Genomic DNA, 25,362 nt, shown 5'->3' on the forward strand with positions numbered 1-25,362 from the left:
TGTCCTTGATCAATCCTAAAGAGTCGCGAGTTCCTCATTGGCCACCGCTCCGGCGTTGGGCGGCTTCGCGCAACTGGGCGCGGAAGCCAGGTGCGGTCTGTGTGGCCTTGTCGGGCTTGCCTACCATGTCGGCGGGGAAGGGAGCCCAGAGCGATGGGTCGGGCAACAGGCCGTCGGCGCTCAGGCTGATCACGCCGTGGCGGCCGTCCACCCAATTGTTGTCCAGGGCCGCCGCACGACGGCTCTCGGCCACGGCGCGGGCGACGAACTGGCCCTTCACCTGGCCCAGCTGCGCGCCGAGCGAGGGACTTTCGATCTCCGGTGTGGCGAAGAACTCGACGTTGCTGCCGTCTGCTCCCCAGCCCGAGAGGGACAGGCGCTCGTCGATGCGCTCGACCACCGGCTGCACGAAGATCGCCGGGTCGACGTTGGGTATGCGGTCACGGGGGTAGCCATCGTCGCCGAAGCGATCGAAGTGCGGGCCCGGCGGGATGTAGGGCGTGGCGATGTCCAGGGTGATGGTCAGCTGGGCCTGGTCGCTGAGCCCGGTCAGGTCACTGATGGTGTAGGTGAAGTAGTCCTTGAGAACCTGCCCCAGGCCAGCGGCGGCCAGCACTTCCCGGTTGCTCATGTCGATGGTGTAGGTGTAGCTGCCGTCGGCGTTGAGCACGAGGGTGCCGTAGCGACCGGCGATGGGCTGGCCGACGACGCCGGCGTTGCCGCTGCCCGACTCTTCGCCGGTACGGATGCCGGTCACGCTGATGGCGTCGCCGCCGTCGACGTCGCTGTCGTTGGGCAGCACGTTGCCGCTGGCCTGCGGCGCCGGCGTTTCATCGCTGGCAAAGTTGCTGTCGTCGCGCGCCACCGGGTTGTCATCGGCGCCCTGGATGGTCACGGTCAGGCGGGCATCGGAGGTAGCGCCAGCGGTGTCGCGCATGCGGTAGATGAAGACCTCCCGCAGGGTTTCGCCAGCGGTGCGCAGCGCTTGTACCGTGGGGCTGTCGTTGTCCACGACATACTGGTAGCTGCCGTCGGCGTTGATCGTCAGCTTGCCGTAGAGCCCCTGGAGCACCTGGCCGGCGCTGGCGCTGTTGCCGTTTTCGCCGGTGTACTGCAGGACGGTCTTGGTCTCACCGTACTGTACGCCGTCGACGTCGGTGTCGTTGTCCAGCACGTTGCCGCGCGGGTCGACGCCGGGCGTACCGTTGTTCACGCCGCCGGCCTCGACGGCGATGGCGGCGTCATCGCTGGCGATCGGCGTGTCGTTGCGGCCATCGATGGTGATGGTCAGCAGGCCGGGGGTGGCGCCGCCCCAGATGTCTGCGCCCAGGTAGGTGAACTTGTCCTGCAGGGTCTGGCCGCTGGCGCGCAGGGCTTCGACTTCCGGCAGGGTGTTGTCCAGCGCATAGCTCCAGCTGCCGTCCTGGTTCAGCGTCAGCGTGCCGTACTGGCCGCGCAGGGTCTGGCCGGGCGCGGTGACAGTGGTGGATGTCGGGCTGTCGCCGGCCCAGAAGGAGACCACGTGCATCACGTCCTGCGGGATGGTGGTGATGGTGTCCGGGTCGGTGTCGTTGGCCAGTACATTGCCCGAGGGGTTGCTGCCCGGCACGTTGTTGTGCAGGCCGCCGTCTTCCACGGCGCTGCCGAAGTCCGGTGCGGTGACCGGTGGTTCGTTGCGCCCGCGGATCAGGATGATCAGCGTGGCGTTGTCATTCAGCCCACCGTCGTCGGTCACCTGGTAGGTGAAGGATTCGAGGGCGAACGCCAGCGGGCCGAGGGAGATGATGTCCGGGTTGGTGCTGTCGACGAAGTACTGGTAACTGCCGTCGGCATTGATCACCAGGGTACCGAAGGCGCCCTGGATGGTCTGCGGGCTGCCCGCCACCACCGCCACGGTGTTCACCTGGGCGCCTTCGGGGCCTTTGGCAATGGTGGTGACGCGCATGTGGTCGCCAGCATCGACGTCGGTGTCGGCGCCGATTCCCGCGAAGATTCCGGTCAGGCCGGTGATCACGTTGCCGGTGGGGTTGCGGCCGCCGCTGCCGTCGAGGTTGGCGACGGCGTAGTTGATGTCGTCGTTGGCTACCGGGGCGTCGTAGCGGCCTTCGATGGTGATGGTCAGCTGGGCAATGGAACTGGCGCCAGCGGTGTCGTGCATGCGGTAGGTGAAGGATTCCACCAGGCTGTCGCCCAGCTTCAGGGCCTGCACCGCCGCGAGGCTGTCGTTCACCGTATAGGTGTAGGTGCCGTTGGCGTTGAGTACCAGGGTGCCGTAGCTGCCGGCGATCACGCCGCCGCTGGCGGTGAGGTCGACCAGCGTTCCGCCGCTGCTCTTGTCGCCGCTACGCGCGGCATCCACCACTTTGGTTTCGCCGTAGGCGGCGCCGTCGACGTCGAGGTCGTTGGGCAGCACGTTGCCGGTAGCCGGGGCGCCGGGAGTGGTGTTGAGCGTCCCGCCGGCTTCGACGGCGGTGCCGGTATCGTCGGCGGCGATGGGGGTGTCGTTCTGCCCGTGGATGACCACGGTGAAGGTCCGGGTGATCGATTTGCCATTGCCGTCGCTGACGGTGTAGGTGAACACCTCGGTCAGTGTGTCGTTATAGGTGCGCAATGACTGGACGGCCGGGTCGAGATTGTTGACCACGAAGCGGTAGCTGCCGTCGGCGTTGAGCAGCAGAACCCCGTGGTTGCCGGCGAGGTCTGCCCCGACATTGCCGCTGATCCCGTTGGGATTGACCACGGCAGTGATGGTGAGGACATCGCCGTCCGGGTCGGTGTACGAGCCGCGGATGCTGCCGGTCGGGTCCAGGCCGGGAATGTTGTTGTTCAGGCCGCCGGCTTCGGTGGCGTGGATTTCCACGGGCTGGACGATGGGCGGGTCGTTGACGCCGGTGACGGTGATCACCAACTGTGCCAGGTCGGTCAGGCCACCGCTGTCATGGATGCGGTAGGTAAAGACCACGTCCAGCGATTGGTTGGCGGTCAGCGCGCGAATGGCCGGGTCAGCGCTGTTGACGATGAAGGTGTAGGTGCCGTCGACGCCGATGGTGAGCTGGCCAAAGTTGCCGCTGATGATCGTGCCGTTGGCCAGCCGTGCGGCGGTGCCGGTGATGCTGATGGTGCCGGCGACGGTCGTCAGCGCGCCGCCGGCGGTCTCCAGGCCGGAGCGAATGCCATCGACCCGAAGCTTGTCGGCATTGGGCTTGTCCGCGTTGTCGACGTCGGTGTCCACGCCGGTGCCCGGAGCGCCGGTGATCACGTTGCCACTGGCGTTGACCGGCGCCGGGCTGCCGTCGCTGGCGCCAGCGGTGGCGGTATTGTGGTCGTCCACTGCCACCGGGGCGTCGTTGGCGCCCTGGATGGTGATGGTCAGGGTGGCGATGGCGCTCAGGCCGCCCTTGTCGGTGACCTGGTAGGTGAATACCTCGGTGAGGGTTTGCCCGGGCGACAAGGCATTGACCACAGGGTTGCTGTTGTCGACCACGTAGCGGTACGAGCCATCGGCGTTCATCGTCAGGCTGCCATAGAGGACCTGCAGCGTCGCCGGCGCGCCGGGAGCTACCGGGAAGATGCGCCCGCCGCCGATGCCGTCGTAGCGCACCAGGCTGACTGCCTTGGTCTCGCCGTAGACCGTGGAGTCCACATCGCTGTCGTTGAGCAGCACATTGCCGATGGCGTCCGAGCCGGGACTGCCATTGTTGGCGCCACCGGCTTCGACAGCGGTGCCCGCGTCGTTGCGCGCCACAGGGGTGTCGTTGGCGCCGTGGATGTCGATGGTCAGGGACGTCGAGCTGCCCAGGCGGCCGCTGTCTTCGATGAAATAGCCGAAGGACTCGCGCAGCACGTCGCCCGCGCTGCGTAGTGCCTGTACCGCGGCGTTGGTGTTGTCGACCACGTACTGGAAGCCGCCTGTGGCGGTTATGTACAGCGTGCCGTAGCGGCCGGCGAGACTGACCACGCCGGTGGCGGGTACCGTGACGAAGCCGCCGAGGGAGTTCTCCAGACGGGTGACCTTGAGGATGTCGCCGTTGGTGGCGATGTCCACGTCGGTATCGTTGTCCAGCACGTTGCCCGTCGGATCGACGCCGACCGTGGCGTTATTCGAGCCGCCGGCTTCGATGGCGATGGCGAGGTCGGGGTGGGCAATGGGCGCGTCGTTCACCGGGTCGATGACGATGTTCAGGGTGTCGGTGTCTTTCAGGGCGTCGTCGGGGTTTTCGCCGGGGATGCCGTCGCCGTCCGCGTCGCCGAAATTACCCTGGTCGTTGGTCACCATGGTCAGGGTTTCGGCATTGCGGGCGGTGTTGAAGTCCTGGTCGCCCTTGTAATAGATCTGCCCGAGGGCGGCGTTGATCTGCTGCAGGGTGCCGGTCAGCACCAGGGTGCGACCTGCGCCAGCCGGGGGCGCATCGCTTGCACCGGGCGTCGTCGCGCTCTGCCAGAGCACGCCGTGCACCACGCTGAGGGTGACGGTCATGATGCCGTCGGCATTGCCGGCGTTGACGTCCACGTCGCTGGTGGTGAGGCCGACGATATGCAGCACGGTGTCTTCCTGGCCGTGTTGGTCGGTGACGGTGTTGATCGGCGCTTCGTTGATGTGCACGTAGCCGGCGTTGGCGATGCCGATGGCGCCCTCGGTGAGGTTCAGGTTGATGTTGCCCAGGCCGACGGTGGACGTCCCGGTGTCGGTGTCGACGCGCACGTGGAAGCGGTTATTGCTCGCCTGGGCGAAGTTCTGCGCCACCGCCACCAGGTAGTTGCCCGAGGGCAGGATGGCGAACTGGTAGGTGCCGTCGGCGGCGGTCACGGTGTTGAACGTGCGGTCGTCGGCGTTGCCGAACACGCCGTCGTCGCCGGCCCAGGTCAGGGTCACGCCGATGCCGCCCAGGCCGGGGCCGTCGGGCGTTACGCTGTTGGTGGCGGACTTGGTGTCATCCCACAGGGTGCCTTGCACCACGCCCATGCCGGCGCCGTCGCTGAGGATGTAGTCGTTCAGGCCGGTGGCGCCGTCCTGACCGGTGCGTTCGCCATCGGCACCGCCGGCGGTCAGTGGCAGCGAGCCGCCCCAGCCGGCGTTCTCGAAGCTGGTGGGCAGGCTGGTCCAGGTCAGTACCGCGGAACTGTTGACGTCGTCGGGAACGATGGTGTTGGGCAGGGTGACGCTGTAGATCACCTGCACCTTGGCGTTGACGTTCAGCTGGTCGAAGGTGAGTACCACCTGGCCGCCCACCACGCTGGCGGTGACGCCCGCCGGCAGGTTGCCGGTGGTGTAGCTGGTGCCGTTGATAACGATGCTCTGGATCGCGTAGTCGCTGCCATTGGGGAACTGGTCGCGCAGCACGACGTTGTAAGCCGGGACTTCGCCGTTCTGGGTGAAGCTGACGGAGACGGTGGCGTTGGTCGTGCCCGCCACACTGCCGGCGGCGATGTCGATGACCGACTTGTCCATGCCGGTGAAACTCGGCTCCACCACATGCTCGAAGATCGTGGCGCTGTGACCGCGATCGACGCCGGCACCGGCGCCGACGTGTTCGAACACATTCATGCTCAGCTGCGCGCCGGTCTGGTTGCTGGCGATGTTGGCGACGCGAACGTTGAACTCCAGGATCACGCCTTCGATATCGCCATCGTTCACTTCGGTGTTGGTCAGGTTGCCCAGGTTGAAGGTGATGGTCCGGCCATCAGTGGAAATCGCCAGGCGCCCGCTGTTGATGTTGAAGATACCGGTGGGTTTGTCGCCGGAGAGGTCCGGGTGGATCGGCAGCGAGACGTCGCTGTTCTGGTTGCCGATCATGATCAGCGAGCCGCCGCTGATCAGGTTGGTGGCGTCCGTAGTGAGCCCGCCGGTGCTGGAGCCCAGGGCGATCAGGATGTTGTTGAGATCGGCCGGAATGAACTCCAGTCCGGGAGCCAGCTCGATGCGGATCTGGTAGTTGGGGTTGTCGCCGGTGGGTACTACGACCGCCACGCGGTAGCGGATGATCTCGCCGACCACGACGGTTTCCTCCAGGCCGGCGGTATCGATGGCGCCCGAGGAGTTGGTCGCCGGTGGCGTGGCGTCGAGGCCGCCGACGCGGGAGACCTGGATGCCGTTGGTGACGGGAATGAGCAGCGTGTTGATCTGCCGGTAGTCGTTGAGCACCCCGGAATTGAGCAGTCCGTCGTCGCCGCTGCGTTCGCCGGCGCCGGTGTCGGTGGTGTTGTTCAGGCCGTCCAGGCTGGTCCAGCGCACCACGACGTTGTTCGAAATGACCGCCTGGCCGGCTGCCGTGGCGTTCACCACGCCCGACAGGGTAATGACGATGTTGCCGCCATTGACGATATCGATGTTGGCGCCGTTGGCGGTGACCAGTTGGCCGTTCTGGATGATGAAGTCCACGCCGCCGTTGTTAGTGGCGCCGCCGTTGTAGACCTTGCCGGTGATCACGATGTTGTCCATCTGCGTGGGCAGTATGTTCAGCAGGCTGAGATCGAAGGCATTGGTGCCGGAATTGTTGCTGATGGTGATGGTGTAGGTGACCGTGTCGCCTTCGTCGAAGCCGCCGTAGGTGGGCGTGGAAGTGACTTGCTGGCTCACCGTCAGCGTCGGCTCGACGATGGTCACCGAGGGCTGCTGCGGGCTGGCGACGGTGCGATCCACCGCCGTGGCGCCGTTGGGCGTATCGCCGTCGGGGTCGCTGTAGGTGATTTGCGCGCCGTTGTTCAGGGGCACGCCCTGCTGATTGCTCAGCACGTTGCTGGCCACCAGCACCAGGCGAATGACGAAGGCGTTGTTGCCGACGTTATTGTCAGCGGCGGCGCCGGCGGCACTGAACACCAGTTGCAGATCGACACCGTCGCCGCCGTTGGGGGTTGACGGAATAATGCTGACGGTCCCGTTGAAATTCTGCAGGAGCGCGCCGCTGAAGGGGTCGATAGCGTTGTCGGTCGCATTGAAGATGAGTTGGTAACCCGCGCCGCCGAAGGCCGTGGTATCCAGGCGCAGGCCCGGCGGGATCAGGTCGGAAAGACGCAGGTTGGCGGTGCCGCCTTCGGGCAGCGTGACGACGATGTCGTAGGTCATCTTTTCGCCGATCACCAGGTTACTGCCGCTGGTGTGGCCGGCGCTGGAGTCGTCGTCGGTAAGGCTGCCGTTCTGGTAGGTCTTGGTGATGGTCGGCGCCGCCACCTGCTGGTTGGCGATCTCGACGATGTCCACCGGAGTGAAGTCCTGGCCGCCCTCGACACTGGCATAGCGGGTCAGCGCGGCGCTGCTCTGCAGGGTGCTCGAGGCGAGGATGGCGTTGCTCACGGTGACGTCGTAGGTGATCACCACGACGTTGGCGCCGGAGAGATCGTTGGCTGTGCCGGCGCGGCCATTCAGCAGGGTGCCCTGGTTGTTGGCGTCGAGGAAGGTGATGCTGTTGCCGCTGATGCTGTAGTCGACGCCCTGCACCAGCAGGGTGCCATCGCCGCGATGGATCTGCAGGTTGGCGGTCGACAGGCTGCCGCCGACGAAGGCCAGGCCCGCCGGCAGCGTGATGCTGGTGGTGACGTCATAGGCGTTGCCGCCACCGCTGTTCTTGATCGCCGTGGCCAGGCGCAGGGTGTCGGCGCCGTCGATGCCGCTGACGTTGCCGTCTACCGCCGCGAGGCTGGTGACGCTGCCACTGAAGGGCACGCCGGTGGTGCCCGGCTGGGCCCAGGTGCCGGTGGTGCCGGTGACCGTGCCGTGGGTAGTGGAGACGACGCCGTGCTTGATGTCCAGGACCGGTTCGGCAACCGATTCGATCACCGCCACATCAGAGGAAACCAACACCGTCTTGTCGATGGTGGTGGTCTGGCTGGACTGCGCCAGCACGTCCAGTTCGCGCTGGTCGGCGAAAGGCTGGTCGCCTACGACCATGGTGAACTGCACCTGCACCCGGCCGCCGTTCAGGCCGCCGGACGCGAAGTTGCCGAAGTTGAAGATGATCGAGTTGCCGGCGCCGGTGCGTACGCTGTCTGGCACGTCGGCGATATTGTTGCCGGCGCCGAAGGTCCATTGGCCCACGCCGGTGCCCTGGGTCCAGTCGGTGACCTGCGAGGCGAGCAGCGGCAGCGGCAGGTAGGCGGTGAGGGTGAAGTTCTCGTAATCGGCCACCAGCAGGTCATAGGTAATGGTGAAGGTCACCACATCGCCGGGGCGCAGCTCGCCGTTACCCGGCGGGGCGCCGCCGTTGACCTGGGTCAGCTCGATATCGACGTTGGAGGTCTTGATGGTGCTGGTGGTGCTGGAGCCATCGGTCTGTTCGCCGCCGATGTTCAGCGAGTCGCGCAGCACGGTGGCGTCCACCAGCGCGTTGTTGCTGACACTATCGCCCTCGTTGAGCTGGTCGTGGGGCGGGTGGTCGGAGGTGTAGGTGGTGTCGATGATCGCGTCATAGACGACGGACATGCGCGTGGCGCCTTCCTGGATGTCGTCGTCCCAGAGGTCGCCGAACAGGGCATAAAGTCCCGGCCCCTGGACCGCGGCGGCAATGGAGGCGCCGATATCGAAGACCAGTGTGGTGCTGCCATCGGCGTTCACCGTGGCGGTGTAGATCACCGGGATGACCTGCGAGGTACCGTGCTGCTGGATGACGATGCTCGGCGCGTTGGCGCTGGAGAAGGTCTGGCCGTCGCTGAGTTGGTCGGTAATGGTGAACTGCCCCTGGCCAAGAATGTTCTTGCCGAAGGCATAGAAGTCGGAAATCGCCACGTCCATGGTGTAGCGCAGGGTGTCGCCGGGGGTGATGCCGGGGGTGCCGACGTCGTTCTGCAGGTTCACCGTCTTGAGCAGGGTGATGGATTTGGCGACGAAGGTGATGCCCGCGCCGTTGCCGGTGACGGTAAAGGGATAGCCGTCCGGGTCGGTCGGGCGGTCGCGCACGTCCAGCGGGTTCCAGTCGCCGCTCACGGTGGCGGTGCCGAAAGTGATGGTGCGTGGATTGCCCGTTGCAGGGTCGAGCACCGGTCGCCCGGCGGCGTCGATCTCCGGCACGTAGAAACCGACCGTGGTGGTGCTGGCTGCGCTCAGGGTGTCGTAGTGAACGGTGTAGCTGGCGACGAAGACATTGGGGTTGTTCAGCGCCGCGGCGATCAGCGTGGGGTTGGTCAGCACGGTGCCGTCGTGCAGGGTGATGGACGTCAGGGTGCCCCCAGCGCCGGGCGTGATGGAACTGACATGGACCTGGTCGGGCACCGTCTGGGTGACCGTCACGTTGGTCAGGGTCTGGCCGGGGGCCGGGGTCACGGTGACCGTCTCGGTGCGGGTGAAGTTTGGCCCGGTGACCGTCTCGCCCTCGGGCATGTCCACCGTCTGGGTGACCGACAGCAGGGTCGGGGTGACCACGAAGCTGTGCAGGGCGGCCTCCACCAGGGTCGGGTCCTGCGCGGGGTTGTTCAGGGAATCGTTGCCGTACTCGAATCCGCCGCGGGCGTTGATCGTGAGGTTCGGCGCGCCGTCGGAATAGCTGGTGTCGGCCAGGTTGCTCAGTTGTGCGGTGACCTGGATGCCGATGGCCGGCTGGCCGCTGGTGACGCTGGCGTAGGGCAGTTGCAGTACCACCATCTGGTCGCCGGCTTTCATGCCGACGCTGGCGGCGTTGATCACCAGGGCGTTGCCGTTTGCGTCCTTGGCCAGCGGGTGGGTGGCGTTGCCATTGGAATCGAAGGTGATGACGAAGCTCTTCACCGCCTGGCCCAGGTAGGTGGCGGAAACGAAAGTCGCGCCGTCATTGCCGTCACGACCGGTGGCCGGCATGAACAGGTCGATGTAGGGCGCGAAGCCGACCTGAGTGGACGGGTTGCTGAAGTTGACGTCGAAGGTGAAGGTATCACCCAGGCGCACGGCCGAACCGCCACTGCCCATGGCCACGGTGGGGCTGGCGTTGGCCAGCAGGCCCTGGAAGTCGGTCAGGGTGCTCGCGCTCAGGGCGATAGTCTTGTCGACATCCCCCGCGCGTACTTCGAGATTCCAGTCACCGCCGGCAAGGGTCGAGCCGGTGGCATTGCTGGAGGCGCCAACATCAGCGCCGGTCCAGCGCGCCAGCTCGTTGACCAGCGCCTGACCTGTGCTGCCCGAGCCTACGTCGCAGCCATAGAGCTGGATATCGGCGCCGGCATTGAGTTCGCCGCGCCAGGCGCTCAGGCGCTCGCCGAGCTGGTCAACGCTCTGGCTGGTGAAGGTCTGGTTGCCCAGGGTGAACTGGCCGGTGGCGCCGTGGGAGAAAATCTGGATCGAGTCGACCTTGCCCAGTTGCGTCAGCGCGTTGCTGATCGCGGCGATGGCGTCCTGGCCGGCGTCCACCACCAGGGCTGTGGTGCCCACCGGCAGGTTGGCGGCGAGCTGATCGCGGTTCTCCAGGCGAGCATCGATGACCACCAGGTTGCGCGGCGCGGCTTGCGCGGGCGCCGCCGCCTGGGCGCGGGCCTCTACTGCCGTGGCCGGCTTGGCCGTGTCCTTCGCCTCCGCAGCGGTACTGTCGTGATGCTGCTGGTCGACGGCCGCGGCTGCGGCTCCGTCGAAAAGAATACGTTGTTCCAGCGCCAGGGCATGTCCCACGGGCTGAAAGATCTTCGCGCGATTTTTGGCCTGCATTTCCGTATTTCCGGCTGATAAGTCCCCTAGGAAAGCAGTCCTACGCATATCTGCTTACGGAATTGAAACTAGTCGGGATTGGAATTTTCGCCAGCAGAACAGCGACATAAGCGACAGTCTGGTATCTGCGCTGTATCAGAATTCTTACAGCGGCCTGAGGCGAAAACCGCACCCTCCTAGGCGTGCGCAGGATTTGGCTGAAGGTGGCGCGATAATTCCGCTGCCCGCAGGCAGGTAATCCGCTATTGGCTACGCTTGGGCCTGAGGTCCATCAGAGGCCGTGGCAGTGCGCCGGAACATCAGGGAGCGGGGAATGGGGATGCAACTGGGTCGATGGCTGGTAGTGCTCTGGCTGGTGTTCGCCTGGGCGAGTAGCGGGCACGCCGAGGAAAAACCGGCTGCTACGGCTGCTCCCGCCGATGCGGCGACGGAGCTGAAGGTAGGCAATCGCGCCATTGTGGTGCTGCGCGCCACCCTGCTCGGGGAGTCCCCGGCTGTCCGTGCCCATCGGGCCAAGGCGACCATCGAGGAGGCGCTGCAAGGCAGCGATGCGTTGGCGGTCAGCATTGATCCGGTCCAGGACAGCTATCTGGTGCTGCTGGGCTACAGCCGCGCTTTCATCCTGTCCCCGGCAGACCTCGACGCTCCCGGTGCTTCGGTACGTGCCGCCGCCGAACAGGCCGCCGCCAACCTGCGCCTGGTGGTGGCGGAAAACCAGGAGGCGCACAGCCTGCGCTTCCTGCTGACTGCGCTGGGGCTGGCGGCCCTGGCGACACTCATCTACGGTGCCGCATTGCGCGGGATCGCCTATGTGCGCAACAAGCTGCTGGAGCGGCTACCCGGTGTGATGAGCCGCCACAGCGGTCGACTGAAAGTGGGCCAGACGCCGCTGCTGGGCAGCCGCTACCTCTATTACCTGGTCGGCCGGCTGATCTGGCTGGTCTACTGGCTGCTGGTGTTCCTGTTCAGCTACCAGTGGTTGAGCTTCGTGCTGTCGCGCTTCCCCTATACCCGGCCGTGGGGCGAAAGCCTCAACGTGCACCTGGTGAACCTGGCGCGCTACCTCATCAATGGCATGCTCGATGCCTTGCCCGGCCTTGCGGTGGCGCTCTGCATCCTGATCATCGCCCGCGCCATCAGCGGCTTTTCCCGCCACGTGCTGCAACGCATGGCGCGCCCAGGCAACCTGCGCTGGCTGACCGAGGAAACCCTGCAGCCGACGACACGGCTGACTTCCCTGGCGATCTGGCTGTTCGCCATTGTCATGGCCTATCCGTACCTGCCCGGCTCCGGCACCGAGGCCTTCAAGGGGCTGTCGGTGCTGGTGGGCCTGATGATTTCCCTGGGCGCGTCCAGCGTGATAGGCCAGGCCGCCTCGGGGCTGATCCTCACCTACTCGCGCACGTTACGGGTCGGCGAGTTCGTCCGTATCGGCGACAACGAAGGCACGGTCACCGAGGTCGGCGTGTTCAACACCACGATTCGCACCGGCCTGGGCGAAGTGCTGACATTGCCCAACTCGATGATCACCGGCTCCGTCACGCGCAACTACTCGCGCATCGTGCAGGGCCAGGGCTATGTAGTCGATACGGTGGTCACCATTGGCTACGACACGCCCTGGCGGCAGGTGGAGGCGATGCTGATCGAGGCGGCGCGACGCACCGACGGCATCCTCGAAACTCCGGCACCGCAGGTGTTCCAGACAGCCCTGTCAGACTTCTACCCCGAGTACCGTCTGGTGGCCCAGGCAATTCCGAGCGAGCCGCGCCCGCGCGCGCTGCTGCTGAGCGTGCTGCACGCCAATATCCAGGATGTGTTCAACGAGTACGGCGTGCAGATCATGTCGCCGCACTATCTGGGCGACCCGCAGGAGGCCAAATGGGTGCCGCGCGAGCAGTGGCACGCGGCGCCGGCGAAACCCGAGAATCCGGCGGAGCGTTGACAGCGCCAACTCTCATCTATCCTCATCGGTCCACGGGCGCGCGGCGCAACGTCGCGGCCGATTACTTCGCCATCGCCGGAGACATCCATGAACCTGCACCTCACCGACAAGCTCGCCCTCGTCAGCGGTTCGACCAAGGGTATCGGTTTCGCCATCGCCCAGGGCCTGGCCCGTGAAGGAGCGAGGGTCATTGTCAACGGACGCAGCCAGGCTTCCGTGGACGAGGCATTGCAGCGAATCCGCGCGCAGCAGGCCGGCGCCCAGGTGGAAGGTTTCGCTGGTGACCTGTCGGACTCGCAACAGGTCGCCGCGCTGGTGCAGCGCTACCCGGCGGTGGACGTGCTGGTGAACAATCTGGGCATCTTCGATCCCAAGCCCTTCGAGGAGATTCCAGACGAGGATTGGGTGCGCTTCCTCGATGTGAACCTGCTCTCCGGCGTGCGCTTGTCGCGCGCCTACCTGCCGGGGATGAAACAGAAGAACTGGGGGCGGGTAGTGTTCATCAGCAGCGAGAGTGGGATGGTGATTCCGGTGGAGATGATTCACTACGGCGTCACCAAGACCGCCCAGCTCAGCCTCTCCCGCGGGCTGGCGGAAACCTGCGCCGGCACCGGCGTGACGGTGAACGCGGTGCTGCCGGGGCCGACCGCTTCCGAGGGCGTCAACGAATTCGTCGAAAAACTCTCCGGCGGTCAGCCATTCGCGGAGTTCGAGGCGGAGTTCTTCCGCAGCGCGCGCCCCAGTTCGCTGTTGCAGCGCTTCGCGCGTCCGGAGGAGGTGGCCAACCTGGTGGTTTACGTCTGCTCCGAGGCGTCCTCGGCCACCAATGGTGCGGCCCTTCGGGTGGACGGCGGCGTGGTGCGCTCGCCTTTCTGAGTCACTCGGCGCTGCGGCTCTCGAACTCCAGCCCCAGCGCCAGCTCACCGCTGCCGAGTTGGCCCAGCCACTGCTGTGCTTTCGGGCCGGACAGGTGCGCGTCCAGTTCGGCCTGACTGCTCCAGCAGGTACTCACCTGCCAGCGATCGGCGTCCAGCGCCCGCAGTTCCCCGGACTGGCAGCCGGGTTGCAGGCGGACCTGTACGAGCAGCTCGTTGAGGTGATCGCCCAGCGCGGCGGCCTGGCCGGGGAATGCCTGGACACGGACGATGGCAATGGCGGACGGGGACATGGCGAGGCTCCTTTTTTGCTGGCGGATGAGCGGCCATTGGGCACTGAGGTTGCGATCCGATAAAGGCCGGAACCGGTTTTCAAACCGATGCTGACAGGGTAACGGCGCAGTTCCCGCGCCTGAACCGCCAATTCCCGGGAAAACCATTGGGCCATTACGCCCCGCGTGACGGACCTGTAGGAGCGAGCTTGCTCGCGAACAAGCTGCGTGCCGTGCGGTTCGCGAGCAAGCTCGCTCCTACAAAAGCCCGCATGTGAGGGGCTGGGCGTAAGAGCGGACTCCGTCCGCGATCGATTGCCGGCAGCTTCGAGCCTGCCGGTGGCACATCACGGACAGAGACTGCTCCGGCACCTGCCGACGGAAGGGCGCGCCCCGTGGGACCTGTAGGAGCGAGCTTGCTCGCGAACAAGCTCCGTGCCATGTGGTTCGCGAGCAAGCTCGCTCCTACAAAGGCCCAGCATGTGAGGGGGCTGGGCGTAGGAGCGGACTCCGTCCGCGATCGATTTCCGGCAGCTCCGGGCCTGCCGGTGGCACATCACGGACAGAGGCCGCTCCGGCACCTGGTGATGGAAGGGCGCGCCCCGTGGGACCTGTAGGAGCGAGCTTGCTCGCGAACAAGCTGCGTGCCATGCGGTTCGCGAGCAAGCTCGCTCCTACAAAGGCCTAGCATGTGAGGGGCTGGGCGTAGGAGCGGACTCCGTCCGCGATCGATTTCCGGCAGCTCCGGGCCTGCCGGTGGCATATCACGGACAGAGTCCGCTCCGGCACCTGGCGATGGAAGGGCGCGCCCCGTGGGACCTGTAGGAGCGAGCTTGCTCGCGAACAAGCTGTGTGCCATGCGGTTCGCGAGCAAGCTCGCTCCTACAAAGGCCCAGCATGTGAGGGGCTGGGCGTAGGAGCGGACTCCGTCCGCGATCGATTTCCGGCAGCTCCGGGCCTGCCGGTGGCATATCACGGACAGAGTCCGCTCCGGCACCTGGCGATGGAAGGGCGCGCCCCGCATGACGGACCTGTAGGAGCGAGCTTGCTCGCGAACAAGCTGCGTGCCATGTGGTTCGCGAGCAAGCTCGCTCCTACAAAGGCCTAGCATGTGAGGGGGGGCGTAGGAGCGGACTCCGTCCGCGATCGATTTCCGGCAGCTCCGGGCCTGCCGGTGACACATCGCGGACAGAGTCCGCTCCTACGCACCCTGGGAATTGGGTTCTGGCTCAGGCCAACTGCTGCAACAGGTCGCGCACCTTGTCCAGGGCGGGGTCGATGTCCAGTGTGTCGATGGCGCCGAAGCCCAGCAGCAGGCCGTCGCGAACCGGCACCTGGTGATGGAAGGGCGCCAGGCCATAGATGCCGACCTCCACCTTGCGCGCCAGCTCGGTGAGCAGGGCTACGTTGATCGGCTCGCGCAAGAGCGCTGTGAGATGGAAGCCGGCCACCGAGGGCACCGTCTCCAGCCACGGCGACAGGTCGCCCGCGAGACGCACCAGGATGCGCTCGCGTCGCCCGGCATAGATGCCGTGGCAGCGGCGGATGTGCTTGAGCAGGTAGCCCTCGCTGATGAACCTGGCCAGTGCCCACTGGGCCAGGGTCGAGCTGTGCCAGTCGGATATCTGTCGCGCCCGCACCAGCGCCGGGAACAGGCTGGGCGGCGGGATCAGATAGCCCAGGCGCAGCTCCGGCAGCAGCACCTTGGAGAAGGTGCCGATGTACGCCACCACGCCGCGACGGTCGAGGCTTTGCAGTGCATCGGTGGGCCGGCCTTCGTAGCGGAACTCGCTGTCGTAGTCGTCTTCGATCACCAGTGCACCCAGTTCCAGCGCGCGGCCCAGCAGCGCCTCGCGACGCGCCGGGCTCATCGGCATGCCCAGCGGGAACTGGTGCGAGGGTGTGGTGTAGATCATCCGGGTTCCGTCGGGAATCTGCTCGACACAGATGCCCTCGGCATCCACCGGCACGCTGGCCACTTCGGCGCCGAGAGTCTGGAAGATCAGCCGTGCGGGGGTGTAGCCGGGGTCCTCCATGGCCACCTTGTCGCCGGGGCGGAGCATGACGCGGGCGAGCAGGTCCAGCGCCTGCTGCGCGCCGTTGCAGACCATCACGTCGTCCAGCTGGCAGTTCACGCCGCGGGCGTAGGAGATGTGCTGGGCGATGCCGTCGCGCAACGGGGCGATGCCTTCGGGGGCGCTGTAGTGCCCGCGCAGGCCGGCCATCTGGCGTAGCGCGTGGTTCACGCAGCGTCGCCATTCCTCCTGGGGGAACTGCAGTTGCGTAGTGGCGCCGCCGATGAAGTCGGCCTTCGCCGTGCCGGCGGCGCCGGGATGGCGCAGGCGGGTGTCGAGGTTGGCCCAGCGGTCGATGTTGTCCTGGCTGGCGAAACGCATGCTGTCGTTGCGTCGTTCGTGACGCGGCAGGTGCGCGTTGACGAAGGTCCCGCTGCCGATCTTGCCGACCAGCACGCCTTCGTAGGTCAGCTGGGCGTAGGTGTCGGAGATGGTCTTGCGCGAGATGCCCAGCTGCTCGGCCAGCAACCGGCTGGGCGGCAGGCGGGTGCCGGCGGCGAGGCGGCCGGAGTCGATGGCTTCGCGCAGCTGGCGGTAGAGTTGCCCGGCGAGATCCTTCTGGCCGTGGATGATCAGGTGCAGCTCCAAGGGCGAACTCCGGGGCAGGGCGGTTGCGCAAGCGTAGCGCCGGCGGGTGGCGCGGTGAAGTTGTGCGGCCGAAATTCGCCGGATTGGCCACCTGCCTCTGGCGCGACGCGGCGCACAATGACCGGGTCAACCTCTGGAGTACCGTCATGGAGCCGCGTCTGGATTACTACACCGCCTCGCCGGAAGCACTGAAGGCGGTGCTGGCGCTGGAAGCCGCCATCTTCGAACTGTCGGTAGAGAAGCCCTTGCTGGAACTGGTGCGCCTGCGCGTGTCGCAGGTGAACAACTGCGCCTTCTGCGCCGACATGCATGCCATGGAGGCGCGCCGCAATGGTGAGACCGAGCGACGCTTGTTCGCGGTGAGTGTGTGGCGCGAGTCGCCGTTCTTCACCGAGCGCGAGCGTGCGGCGCTGGCCTGGTGTGAGTCGGTGACGCTGCTGTCCGAATCCAAGGTGCCGCTGGAGGTCTTCCAGCTAGCCCGCGAGCAGTTCAGCGAGCGTGAACTGGTGGACCTGACCGTGGCCATCGGCGCCATCAACGTGTGGAACCGCCTGGGTGTGTCCTTCCGCCAGCAGCCGCCGGCCTGAATTGGCCGACGTCGGCTGCTTTATGTAGGAGCGAGCTTGCTCGCGAAAGGAGTTCCAGGCAGCCACAGTGTTGAGGCTATTCGCGAGCAAGCTCGCTCCTACAAAGGGTAGTCCGGCGCAGGGGGAGACAGCAGAGAGCACCGATCAGCAACGCACTGGCTGCGGCTCCCAGTGCGGGGATGAAGCTGCCGGTCAGCCCGCGCAGCGCGCTGGCTGCCAGCGGCCCGACGATTTGCCCAACGCCATACAGCGCCGTCATCGCCGCCAGCACGTTGAAGCGAACTTGCGCGGCCACGGCGCGGGCTGCCGGCATGGCGATGGTTACGGTGCCCATGAAGCTGCCGCCCACCAGCACCGCACTGCCCAGATAAAGGAAGGCCGAGTCGCCCAGCGCCGGCAACATCACACCGATGGCCTGTACCAGCAGGTTCAGCGCCAATGCGCGCCGGCCGCCCAGCTTCTGGTGCAAGCGGTGCCAGAGAAAGCACGACGGCGCAGCACCCAGGCCGAACGCGGCCCAGACCTGCAACGGGTCGATGGCACCCAGGCCGCTCTTCATCAGCAACGGCAGGTAGGTGGCAGTGATGATGTAGCCGAAGCCGGCCAGCCCGTAGACCAGCAGGATGATCGGTGCGGACAGCTCCGGCGCCGGCCCCGTGGCGATCGCTGCCTCGTGTGGCGCGGTCGGCCCTTCGCGGCCCAGCGCAGGCGCCGCCAGCAGCGACAGCACAAGCCCGGCCAACGCCAGCACGCACCAGATCGCAGCGCTGCCCAGGCCGAAGGCATTGCCGGCGGCGATCAGCTCGGCCGAGACCAGGATGCCGATCCCCACACCGGCGAACATCATCGGCGCGCTGTGGCTTTCGCCCATGCTTTGCAACAGCCATTGCGCGGCGCTGACCAGGGTCATGGCGCTGAGCACGCCGGCCAGCAGGCGCACGCCGATGGCGAACCAGGCCGGTGCCGGAATGGCCATGGCGGCGAGGCTGGCCAAAGTGCCGATCAGGGCAATCACGCAAATTCGCGCGGCATGTCGTTCGTGGCTGCGCGCCAGCAACAACGCGCCGAGCAGGTACCCGGCGTAGTTGGCCGAGGCCGCCAGGGAGCCGCCGGTGACGCTGAGCACGCCGTCGCGCACCATCAGCGGGTAGAGCCCGGTGAAGGCAAACCGGCCGAAGCCCATGCCGACGGCGAGGATCAGCGCCGCTGACAACGCGGCGGGCAGGCGGCGTGTGCGGCTCATGGGCGTGCCTCCAGGGTTTCCCGCCAACGCTGGAAGGCGCCGGTGGCGTAGCCCTCGCGCCAGATCAGCAGGGTATCCACTTCCATCAGCGGCACCACCTGCAGGGCCGGCATGTCGCGATGCAGCTCCAGCACCGAACGCGGCAGCACGCCAAAGCATGAGCCGGCGTTCACGCAGGCGAGGATGCCGTGGTACGAGCCGACTTCCTGCACGGCGAGCGAGGCGCCGTCCAGCCAGCGCTCCAGCAATTGGCGATAGGTGCAGCCGCGGGCAAAGCCCACCAGGGTGCGCAGCTGCACGTCCTGGGGCCGGGTGATCGGCGGGTGGTCGCCAGGCAACACCAGCAGCAGCTCCTCGCGAAACACCGGTTCGGCGCACAGTCCTCGCTCCAGCAGCGTCTCGAAACCAGGCTCGGCGTGGAGGATGTCCGGGTGGGAAATCAGGGCGCAGTCCAACTGTCGGTTAAGCACCTCATTGATCAGTTTCTGGCTGTGGCCGGTGCTGATGCGCAATTCCACCTCGGGGTAGGTGCGGTGGAAGCGTGCCAGGATTTCCGGCAGGCGGCTGGCCGCGGCGGCTTCCATGCTGCCCAGGCGCAGGCTGCCAGTGGCGCTTTGCGGGTGCAGCGATTGCCGCGCCTCGCTGGCCAGGGCCAGCAGTTGCTCGGCATAGCGGAGGAATTCACGGCCCTGGTCGGTCAGCGTCATGCGCTTGCCGTCACGCAGGAACAGCGCTGCGCCGAGGTCTTCTTCAAGCTGGCGGATGCGAGTGGTCACGTTCGATTGCACGCGTTGCAGGCGGGCGGCGGCACGGGTGACGCTCTGTTCCTCGGCCACGCAACGGAAGATTTCCAGGCTGGAGAGATCCATGATTAATCTTCAATGGAGAATATGTTGCGACGAATATTCTCGTTATGAGATCGTTAGTCAAGCGGCGATTTCGCCGGCCCCGACGACGAGGACCCCGTCATGCGCATCACCGAACTGCTCGGCATCCAGCACCCCATCATCCAGGCGCCCATGGTGGGCGTGTCCACCCCGGCGCTGGCCGCAGCGGTGTCCAATGCCGGTGGCCTGGGTTCCATCGGCCTGGGTGCGAGCAATGCGACGCAGGCTCGCGCCCTGCTGGAGCAGACCCGCGCGCTGACCGATAAGCCGCTCAACCTCAACCTGTTCTGCCACCGCCCGGCCGTGGCCGACGCGGCGCGTGAGGCCGCCTGGCTGGAACACCTGCGCCCGCTGTTCGCCGAGTTCGATGCGCAGCCGCCAGCGCAGATCACCGAGATCTACCGCAGCTTCCTGGCCGACCCCGACATGCTGGAGTTCCTCATCGAGGCCCGCCCGGCCGTGGTCAGCTTCCACTTCGGCCTGCCGCAGCAAGAGTGGATCGATCGCCTGAAAGCTGCTGGTATCCGCCTGTTGGCCACGGCCACTTGCCTGGAGGAAGGCCGCGCCATCGAGGCGGCGGGGATCGACGCCATCGTCGCGCAGGGGTATGAAGCCGGCGGGCATCGTGGCGTGTTCGAGCCGGAGAAGGACGCGCGTATCGGCACCTTCGCGCTGGTCCGCACGCTGGTGAAGGGCACTGGCCTGCCAGTGATCGCGGCAGGCGGCATCATGGACGGGCAGGGCATGCGCGCGGTATTCGCGCTGGGCGCTCAGGCGGTGCAGATGGGTACGGCATTCATCTGCGCCGACGAGTCCTCGGCCAACGCTGCATTCAAGGCGGCACTGCGGGGCGAGCGTGGGGAGCGCACCGAAGTGACGGCGGCGATTTCCGGTCGCGCCGCGCGTGGAATGGTGAATCGGCTGTTCACTGACGTCGGCAGTGCCGATGCGCCGGCGCTGCCCGATTACCCGATCACCTACGATGCGGCCAAGGCGCTGACGGCCGCGGCGACCGCCAAGGGCAACAGCGACTTCGCCGTGCAATGGGCCGGGCAGGGCGCGCCACTGTCGCGGGAGATGCCGGCGGCGGAGTTGGTCTCGACTCTGATGGCCGAGTTCCAAGGCGCCTAGACCGCTACGAATGCGGCGTAGGGCAGATTACCTGGTACGGGTTATCTGCCGGTCTACTCACGGCGGATAACGCTGGCGCGTTATGCGCTCTGCGAGACCGATGGCCGAGTTCCGCGCCGGCACGAACGTGTAGGAGCGAGCTTGCTCGCGAACGGATTTCCCGGCGGCACAGACGTCAAGCGCTTCGCGAGCAAGCTCGCTCCTACAAGAGCCTGTCCGGCGCCGGGGCGGATGGCGTGCCCGATCAACGGGCGCTGACGGCCGCGGCGGGTTTTGCCCGCGGCCGCCAAAGTTCCGCCAGCAGCACGCCCCCAAGGGTCAGCGCACCGCCAACCAGATGGTAGCTGGTCAGTTTCTCGTCCAGTACCACGGCGGCGATGGCGGCGGTCAGCACCGGCAGCAGGTTGAAGAACAGTGCCATCCGGCTCGGCCCCATGCGCTGCACGCCCTGCATCCACGCCAGCGCACCGACGATGGAGGCCAGCAGCCCGGCGTAGAGCACCAAGGGCAAATTGGCGGCATTCAGTCCGTGGTGCGGCGAGGCCAGGTAAAGCGGCGCCAGTGCGACGATCGCCACCAGCACCTGTAGATACAGCATCAGCAGTGGCGGCAAGGGCAGGTTCCACTTCTTCAGCAGTACCCCGTACACGCCGTAGGCGAGGGTGGCGACGATCATCATGCCGTCGCCCAGGTTCACGCCGTGGCTGATCAGCTGCCGCGGGTTACCCTGGGTGATCACCAGCAGCACGCCGCCCAGGGATACCAGCGCACCGAGCAGCGCGGCGACGCTCAGCTTGTGGCGCAGCAGGATCGACGCCAGGGCGAGGGACATCAACGGCATCAGCGACAGGATGATGCCCATGTTGGTCGCCGAGGTCAGTGCGGCGGCGTAGTACGCCAGGCACTGGTAGACGGCCATGCCGAGCAGGCCGAGGGTGACGATCTTGCCCAGGTTGGCGCGGATCGCCGGCCAGTGGGCGAGGGTGGCGCGCAGCAGGAAGGGTGTCAGCAGCGCGCCGGCCAGCAGCCAGCGGTAGAAGCCGATTTCCGCGGGGGCGATCTGCCCCACGGCGAGCTTGTTGACGACGGTATTGCCGGACCAGATGACCACGGCCAGCAGGGGAAACAGGTAGTTCATGGGATTCTTGCGGGGCTCGGGTTTGGCTTCGGAGTGGGGCTGTTTCCCTCTCCCTAACCCTCTCCCTGAAGAGGGAGGGGACTGTCTGGAGCTGCCGGAAAGTCCAGTGTTAGCCGGCTGACTCCGCTATTGCGCTGACTGCCAAACGGCTCCCTCTCCCTTTGGAGCGGGGCGCGTAGCCAGGGCTGGGGAGAGGGCTCCATGGATGGCGCCCATTCTCGCCTCGTCCGAATCCAGACGTATAATGAAATCCAGACAATCCACCCCGACATTCGGACATGACCCGCGTACTCCCCCTTCCGCTGCCCGACATCGACCAGCTGCCCGCCGATCTGTACTTCCGCTATGACGAATTCGACGCCGGCACCCATTCGCCCAGCCATCGCCACGCCTGGGGCCAGCTCAACTATGCGTCGCACGGGGTGATGGAGCTGGAGGTGGACGGCCAGCGTTTCCTCTCGCCGCCGCAATACGCCGTGTGGGTGCCGCCGGGGCGTGAGCACAGCTGCTACAACCGCCAGGCCATCGTCTATCGCTCGCTGTATGTGTCTGTCGAACTGGCCGGCAAACTGCCCGAGAATCCGTGCACCCTGGCGATCAGCGATATCCTCAAGGCCATCCTTTCCGATTTCGCCGCGCGGCAGGTGAACATTCCGCAGAGCGCGGCGGATCAGCGCCTGGCCGAAGTGGTGATGGACCAGTTACAAGCGGCGCAACCCCACGACGATTACCTGCCATACGCCAATGGCGGCTCGCTGGGCGAAGTGCTGGCTGCGCTGCAGGCCGAGCCCGGCGACAACCGTACTCTCGCGCAATGGGCCGAGCGCGTGCACAGCACCGAGCGCACCCTGGCAAGGGCCTGTCAGCGCGAGTTGGGGATGTCGTTCGGCGAATGGCGCCAGCGCCTGCGGTTTCTCGCCGCTATCGAGGCACTGGCATCCGGGGAAGGGGTACAGCAGATCGCCTTCAATCTGGGCTACAGCAGCCCTTCGGCGTTCATCGCAATGTTCCGGCGGTTGTCGGGCACCACGCCGGAGCAGTATCGCTCGACCTTCCGCGCCCTGGCGGAAGGCTGAGGCTCAGCGCTTGCCGTCTTCCAGACCCTTGAGCGTCTTGCGGCAGTGGATCAGCGCGTCGCGCACCATGAAGTTCACCAGGGTCGGGGAGACGCCCAGTTCCTCGGCGATTTCTTTCTGTGTGCGGCCGTGCAGGCGATACATCTCGAAGGCGTAGCGCGTGCGCTCGGGCAGGCTCTGCAGGGCGCTGGAAATGGCCTCCAGGGTCTGCCGGTCTTCGTGCTCGATCTCCGGTGAGGCGGATGGCGTCGCGATGTGCATGCCTTCTTCCTCGCTACCCGAGTAGCGCTTCTCCAGCGCCTGGCGACGATAGAGGTCGATGGCCAGGTTGCGCACCACGCGCATCAGGTAGCCGCTCTGCGACTGGATGCCGGGAGTGAGGTCGCTCGCATTGAGCTTGATGTACGCATCATGGACCACGTCTTCGGCATGGCTGCGGCAGCCGAGGATGCGTGCTGCCGCATTGATGAAGGTCTGCCGGTGCGTAGCGAACAGCTCGTGCAGAGCAGGGCGCGACTCGGCGGGCATTGGCTTGGACATGCAAGGGTTTCCTATGCGGCGGCGGAGGCGGGGACGTCCACATGGGTTGAGGCGGTCAATCTAGATCAAATGATAATTATTATCAATTTATTCGAGAGACTCCGACTATCGCTCTGCGACAGGGTTCCCACACAAGTGTGAAGATTTTTCATTCGCATCCATTCGTCAGATCTCTCGGCACATGGGTGAAGGGCAAGCCAGGAAATTTCGCCGGCGCATATCTTATGAGAATTAATCGCATCCGAGAACACTAACTATTTCATTGCCTCTCTCGTCTTCATGGCAGAGCTGGAAAACATCGGTAATGGCCGGTGGCCGGCATCCCATACAGCTGAAGGAGAAGGGCGATGGCGTTCGATCGCGAAGATGCGGTTTACAAGGTGCTGGTCAACGGTGAAGAGCAGTACTCGCTGTGGCCGGACTACAAGGAAGTCCCGGCCGGCTGGCGCGAAGCCGGCAAGCAGGGGAGCAAGGCCGATTGCCTGGCCTTCGTCGAAGCCAACTGGACCGACATGCGCCCGCTGAGCCTGCGGCAGAAGATGGCCGAGGGGCAGTAACCCATGCTGCGTCTGTTCTGCCTGCCGTACTCCGGCGCCAGCGCGATGGTCTATGCCCGCTGGAAACGCCAATTGCCGGGCTGGATCGAAGTCTGCCCGGTGGAGCTGCCCGGCCGTGGCCGGCGCTTCGCCGAAAACCTGCAGACCGACCTGCGCGCCCTGGCCGGCCAACTGGCGGATGAAATCGCCGCGCGTCTGGACCAGCCTTACGCCCTCTTCGGTCACAGTCTCGGCGGTCTGCTGGCCTTCGAGCTGGCCCACGCCCTGCGCGAGCGTGGCCTGCCGATGCCGCAGGCACTGTTCGCCTCGGCGGCCTCCGCGCCGGCGCGGCGCGACAGCCATCGCGAGCTGGCGCAGGAGCAGAGCGACGCCCAGCTGATCGAGCGTATGCGCCGTCTCGGTGGCACGCCCGAAGCAGTGTTTGCCGACGAGGAAATGCTGCGCCTGACCCTGCCGGTGATGCGCGCCGACTTCCTCCTCTGCGGCCTCTACGACTATCGCCCCCGTGCACCGCTGGCCTGCCCGATCCACGTGTTCGGCGGCAAGGCCGACCGGCTCTCGGTGGATTCCCTGTCCGCGTGGCAGGACGAGACCAGCGCGGGCTTCTCCCTGGAGATGCTCGACGGTGGCCATTTCTTCCTCAACGCAAGCGAGGCGCGCCTGCTCGAGCTGCTGCTCGGCCGCCTGCGCCAGCCTGGCCATTCGACCAGCGCAGCGCTGGCCTGATCGATCCAAGCGGAGACCCAGATGCCCACCTCCACTCTGTTTGACATTGCTCCCCTGGCCGAAGCGCGCGGCGGCCTGCCGCTGCTGGTTCAGGCCCGCGGCGAAGAAGTCGACCTGCTCGACGCCCTGGCCGAGTTGCGCCCGCTGGTGGATGAGCGCCTGCCGGTCTGCGCCGGCATTCTCTTCCGTGGCTTCCAGGTCGGTGCGGCGGAGCGCTTCCGCGAGTTTGCCGCCGGCTTCGGCCATCCGCTGCTCAACTACGAGTTCGGCTCCACCCCGCGCAGCAACGTCACCAGCGGCGTGTACACCTCCACCGAATACCCGCCGCACCAGCACATCCCGCTGCACAACGAGCAGGCCTACACCCGCGAGTGGCCGATGAAAATCTGGTTCTACTGCGTGCAGGCCGCGCAGAGCGGCGGCGAGACGCCCATCGCTGACAGCCGCGAGATCTACCGCAAGGTGGATGAAGGCATTCGCCGGCGCTTCAGCGAGCGAGGGCTGATGTACACCCGCAACTTCGGCAACGGCCTGGACGTAGCCTGGGAGCAGGTCTTCAACAGCGACGATCCGGCCGTGGTGGAGGCCTACTGCAAGGCCCACCAGATCGGCTGGGAGTGGAAGGAAGACGGCGAGCTGCGCACCCGCCAGGTCTGCCAGGCGGTGGCCCGGCACCCGGTCACCCACGACTGGGTGTGGTTCAACCAGGCGCACCTGTTCCACGTCTCCAACCTGCCGCCGGAAGTGCGTGAGAGTCTGCTGGAAATCGTCGACGAGGAAGACCTGCCGCGCAACGTCTACTACGGCGACGGCAGCCCCATCGAACCCTCGGTACTCGACGAAGTGCGCGGCGTGCTGGAGGAGGCCAAGGTGAGCTTCCCCTGGTACAGCGGCGACGTCCTGATGCTCGACAACATGCTCGCCGCCCATGCGCGCTCGCCGTTCAGCGGGCCGCGCAAGGTGGTGGTGGCGATGGCGCAAGGGCATGGCGCAGACGCACAAGGCTGAACGCCGCACGGGTAGCGCCCAGCGCCAGAGTGACCGGTAGCACCATCTCCCTAGCCCTCTGACTAGGCGTCCCCCCCCATGAAGGGAGAGGGAACAATTCGGAGTACCGGGTCAGCG

General features: G+C 66.2%; 15 protein-coding genes. 8 read left to right on the forward strand and 7 right to left on the reverse strand.

Annotated features, from left to right (window positions below):
• Positions 1-34 precede the first annotated feature (34 nt).
• Positions 35-10,600, reverse strand: a complete 10,566-nt coding sequence (locus tag AC2T4A_RS18585; RefSeq protein WP_486741478.1) for a VCBS domain-containing protein — start codon at positions 10,598-10,600, stop codon at positions 35-37.
• 313 nt (positions 10,601-10,913) lie between these two features.
• Here AC2T4A_RS18585 and AC2T4A_RS18590 point away from each other — a divergent pair, with 313 nt between their 5' ends.
• Both AC2T4A_RS18590 and AC2T4A_RS18595 read left to right on the forward strand, forming a co-directional pair.
• Entirely contained in the window at positions 10,914-12,542 is a 1,629-nt protein-coding gene (locus AC2T4A_RS18590) for a mechanosensitive ion channel family protein (RefSeq protein ID WP_486741479.1), read from the forward strand.
• A gap of 87 nt (positions 12,543-12,629) precedes the next feature.
• Complete coding sequence (locus AC2T4A_RS18595) at positions 12,630-13,418, forward strand: SDR family NAD(P)-dependent oxidoreductase (protein WP_486741480.1); 789 nt, start codon at positions 12,630-12,632, stop codon at positions 13,416-13,418.
• Position 13,419: 1 nt separating this feature from the next.
• On the opposite strand, the gene AC2T4A_RS18600 is transcribed toward AC2T4A_RS18595, so the two are convergent.
• The gene (locus AC2T4A_RS18600) at positions 13,420-13,710 is read right to left on the reverse strand and encodes a putative quinol monooxygenase (protein ID WP_416749619.1); all 291 of its coding nucleotides are present in this window, start codon (positions 13,708-13,710) and stop codon (positions 13,420-13,422) included.
• A 1,208-nt stretch (positions 13,711-14,918) separates the two neighbouring features.
• On the reverse strand, positions 14,919-16,352 hold the full coding sequence (gene pdxR, locus AC2T4A_RS18605; RefSeq protein ID WP_486741482.1) for a MocR-like pyridoxine biosynthesis transcription factor PdxR: 1,434 nt from the start codon (positions 16,350-16,352) through the stop codon (positions 14,919-14,921).
• Positions 16,353-16,498: 146 nt separating this feature from the next.
• On the opposite strand from pdxR, the gene AC2T4A_RS18610 reads away from it, so the two are divergent.
• Entirely contained in the window at positions 16,499-16,939 is a 441-nt protein-coding gene (locus tag AC2T4A_RS18610) for a carboxymuconolactone decarboxylase family protein (protein WP_045214595.1), read from the forward strand.
• 76 nt (positions 16,940-17,015) lie between these two features.
• Here AC2T4A_RS18610 and AC2T4A_RS18615 read toward each other — a convergent pair whose 3' ends face one another.
• Positions 17,016-18,182 carry a YbfB/YjiJ family MFS transporter gene (locus AC2T4A_RS18615; RefSeq protein WP_486741483.1) on the reverse strand — a complete coding sequence of 389 codons (1,167 nt, stop codon included), beginning with the start codon at positions 18,180-18,182 and terminating at the stop codon, positions 17,016-17,018.
• Entirely contained in the window at positions 18,179-19,051 is an 873-nt protein-coding gene (locus tag AC2T4A_RS18620; RefSeq protein WP_486741484.1) for a LysR family transcriptional regulator, read from the reverse strand. The genes AC2T4A_RS18615 and AC2T4A_RS18620 overlap by 4 nt, the downstream gene beginning before the upstream one ends.
• A 99-nt stretch (positions 19,052-19,150) precedes the next feature.
• Here AC2T4A_RS18620 and AC2T4A_RS18625 point away from each other — a divergent pair, with 99 nt between their 5' ends.
• Complete coding sequence (locus AC2T4A_RS18625) at positions 19,151-20,200, forward strand: NAD(P)H-dependent flavin oxidoreductase (RefSeq protein ID WP_486741485.1); 1,050 nt, start codon at positions 19,151-19,153, stop codon at positions 20,198-20,200.
• 244 nt (positions 20,201-20,444) lie between these two features.
• Here the strand turns inward: AC2T4A_RS18625 and AC2T4A_RS18630 are convergent, their stop codons facing one another.
• Complete coding sequence (locus AC2T4A_RS18630) at positions 20,445-21,338, reverse strand: DMT family transporter (protein ID WP_486741486.1); 894 nt, start codon at positions 21,336-21,338, stop codon at positions 20,445-20,447.
• Between the two features lie 278 nt (positions 21,339-21,616).
• On the opposite strand from AC2T4A_RS18630, the gene AC2T4A_RS18635 reads away from it, so the two are divergent.
• Positions 21,617-22,414, forward strand: a complete 798-nt coding sequence (locus AC2T4A_RS18635; RefSeq protein ID WP_416749633.1) for an AraC family transcriptional regulator — start codon at positions 21,617-21,619, stop codon at positions 22,412-22,414.
• 3 nt (positions 22,415-22,417) lie between these two features.
• On the opposite strand, the gene AC2T4A_RS18640 is transcribed toward AC2T4A_RS18635, so the two are convergent.
• Complete coding sequence (locus tag AC2T4A_RS18640; RefSeq protein WP_416749635.1) at positions 22,418-22,954, reverse strand: RNA polymerase factor sigma-70; 537 nt, start codon at positions 22,952-22,954, stop codon at positions 22,418-22,420.
• Between the two features lie 347 nt (positions 22,955-23,301).
• Here AC2T4A_RS18640 and AC2T4A_RS18645 point away from each other — a divergent pair, with 347 nt between their 5' ends.
• The 3 genes from AC2T4A_RS18645 to AC2T4A_RS18655 are packed head-to-tail and all read left to right on the forward strand — an operon-like array spanning position 23,302 to position 25,245.
• Positions 23,302-23,511, forward strand: coding sequence for an MbtH family protein (locus tag AC2T4A_RS18645; protein ID WP_416749637.1), 210 nt, complete (start codon positions 23,302-23,304; stop codon positions 23,509-23,511).
• Positions 23,512-23,514: 3 nt separating this feature from the next.
• Positions 23,515-24,237, forward strand: a complete 723-nt coding sequence (locus AC2T4A_RS18650) for a thioesterase II family protein (RefSeq protein WP_486741487.1) — start codon at positions 23,515-23,517, stop codon at positions 24,235-24,237.
• A 21-nt stretch (positions 24,238-24,258) separates the two neighbouring features.
• Positions 24,259-25,245, forward strand: a complete 987-nt coding sequence (locus AC2T4A_RS18655; RefSeq protein ID WP_486741488.1) for a TauD/TfdA family dioxygenase — start codon at positions 24,259-24,261, stop codon at positions 25,243-25,245.
• Positions 25,246-25,362 lie beyond the last annotated feature (117 nt).

The organism is Pseudomonas sp. PVC-3-1 (assembly GCF_057444315.1).

Excerpts from the sequence above, each read along its gene's own strand:
- AC2T4A_RS18655 (WP_486741488.1), top strand. The coding sequence starts at position 24,259 with ATGCCCACCTCCACTCTGTTTGACATTGCTCCCCTGGCCGAAGCGCGC.
- AC2T4A_RS18645 (WP_416749637.1), top strand. The coding sequence starts at position 23,302 with ATGGCGTTCGATCGCGAAGATGCGGTTTACAAGGTGCTGGTCAACGGT.
- AC2T4A_RS18635 (WP_416749633.1), top strand. The coding sequence starts at position 21,617 with ATGACCCGCGTACTCCCCCTTCCGCTGCCCGACATCGACCAGCTGCCC.
- AC2T4A_RS18590 (WP_486741479.1), top strand. The coding sequence starts at position 10,914 with ATGGGGATGCAACTGGGTCGATGGCTGGTAGTGCTCTGGCTGGTGTTC.
- AC2T4A_RS18640 (WP_416749635.1), bottom strand. The coding sequence starts at position 22,954 with ATGTCCAAGCCAATGCCCGCCGAGTCGCGCCCTGCTCTGCACGAGCTG.
- AC2T4A_RS18610 (WP_045214595.1), top strand. The coding sequence starts at position 16,499 with ATGGAGCCGCGTCTGGATTACTACACCGCCTCGCCGGAAGCACTGAAG.
- AC2T4A_RS18625 (WP_486741485.1), top strand. The coding sequence starts at position 19,151 with ATGCGCATCACCGAACTGCTCGGCATCCAGCACCCCATCATCCAGGCG.
- AC2T4A_RS18620 (WP_486741484.1), bottom strand. The coding sequence starts at position 19,051 with ATGGATCTCTCCAGCCTGGAAATCTTCCGTTGCGTGGCCGAGGAACAG.
- AC2T4A_RS18650 (WP_486741487.1), top strand. The coding sequence starts at position 23,515 with ATGCTGCGTCTGTTCTGCCTGCCGTACTCCGGCGCCAGCGCGATGGTC.
- AC2T4A_RS18585 (WP_486741478.1), bottom strand. The coding sequence starts at position 10,600 with ATGCAGGCCAAAAATCGCGCGAAGATCTTTCAGCCCGTGGGACATGCC.
- AC2T4A_RS18615 (WP_486741483.1), bottom strand. The coding sequence starts at position 18,182 with ATGAGCCGCACACGCCGCCTGCCCGCCGCGTTGTCAGCGGCGCTGATC.
- AC2T4A_RS18600 (WP_416749619.1), bottom strand. The coding sequence starts at position 13,710 with ATGTCCCCGTCCGCCATTGCCATCGTCCGTGTCCAGGCATTCCCCGGC.
- AC2T4A_RS18595 (WP_486741480.1), top strand. The coding sequence starts at position 12,630 with ATGAACCTGCACCTCACCGACAAGCTCGCCCTCGTCAGCGGTTCGACC.
- AC2T4A_RS18630 (WP_486741486.1), bottom strand. The coding sequence starts at position 21,338 with ATGAACTACCTGTTTCCCCTGCTGGCCGTGGTCATCTGGTCCGGCAAT.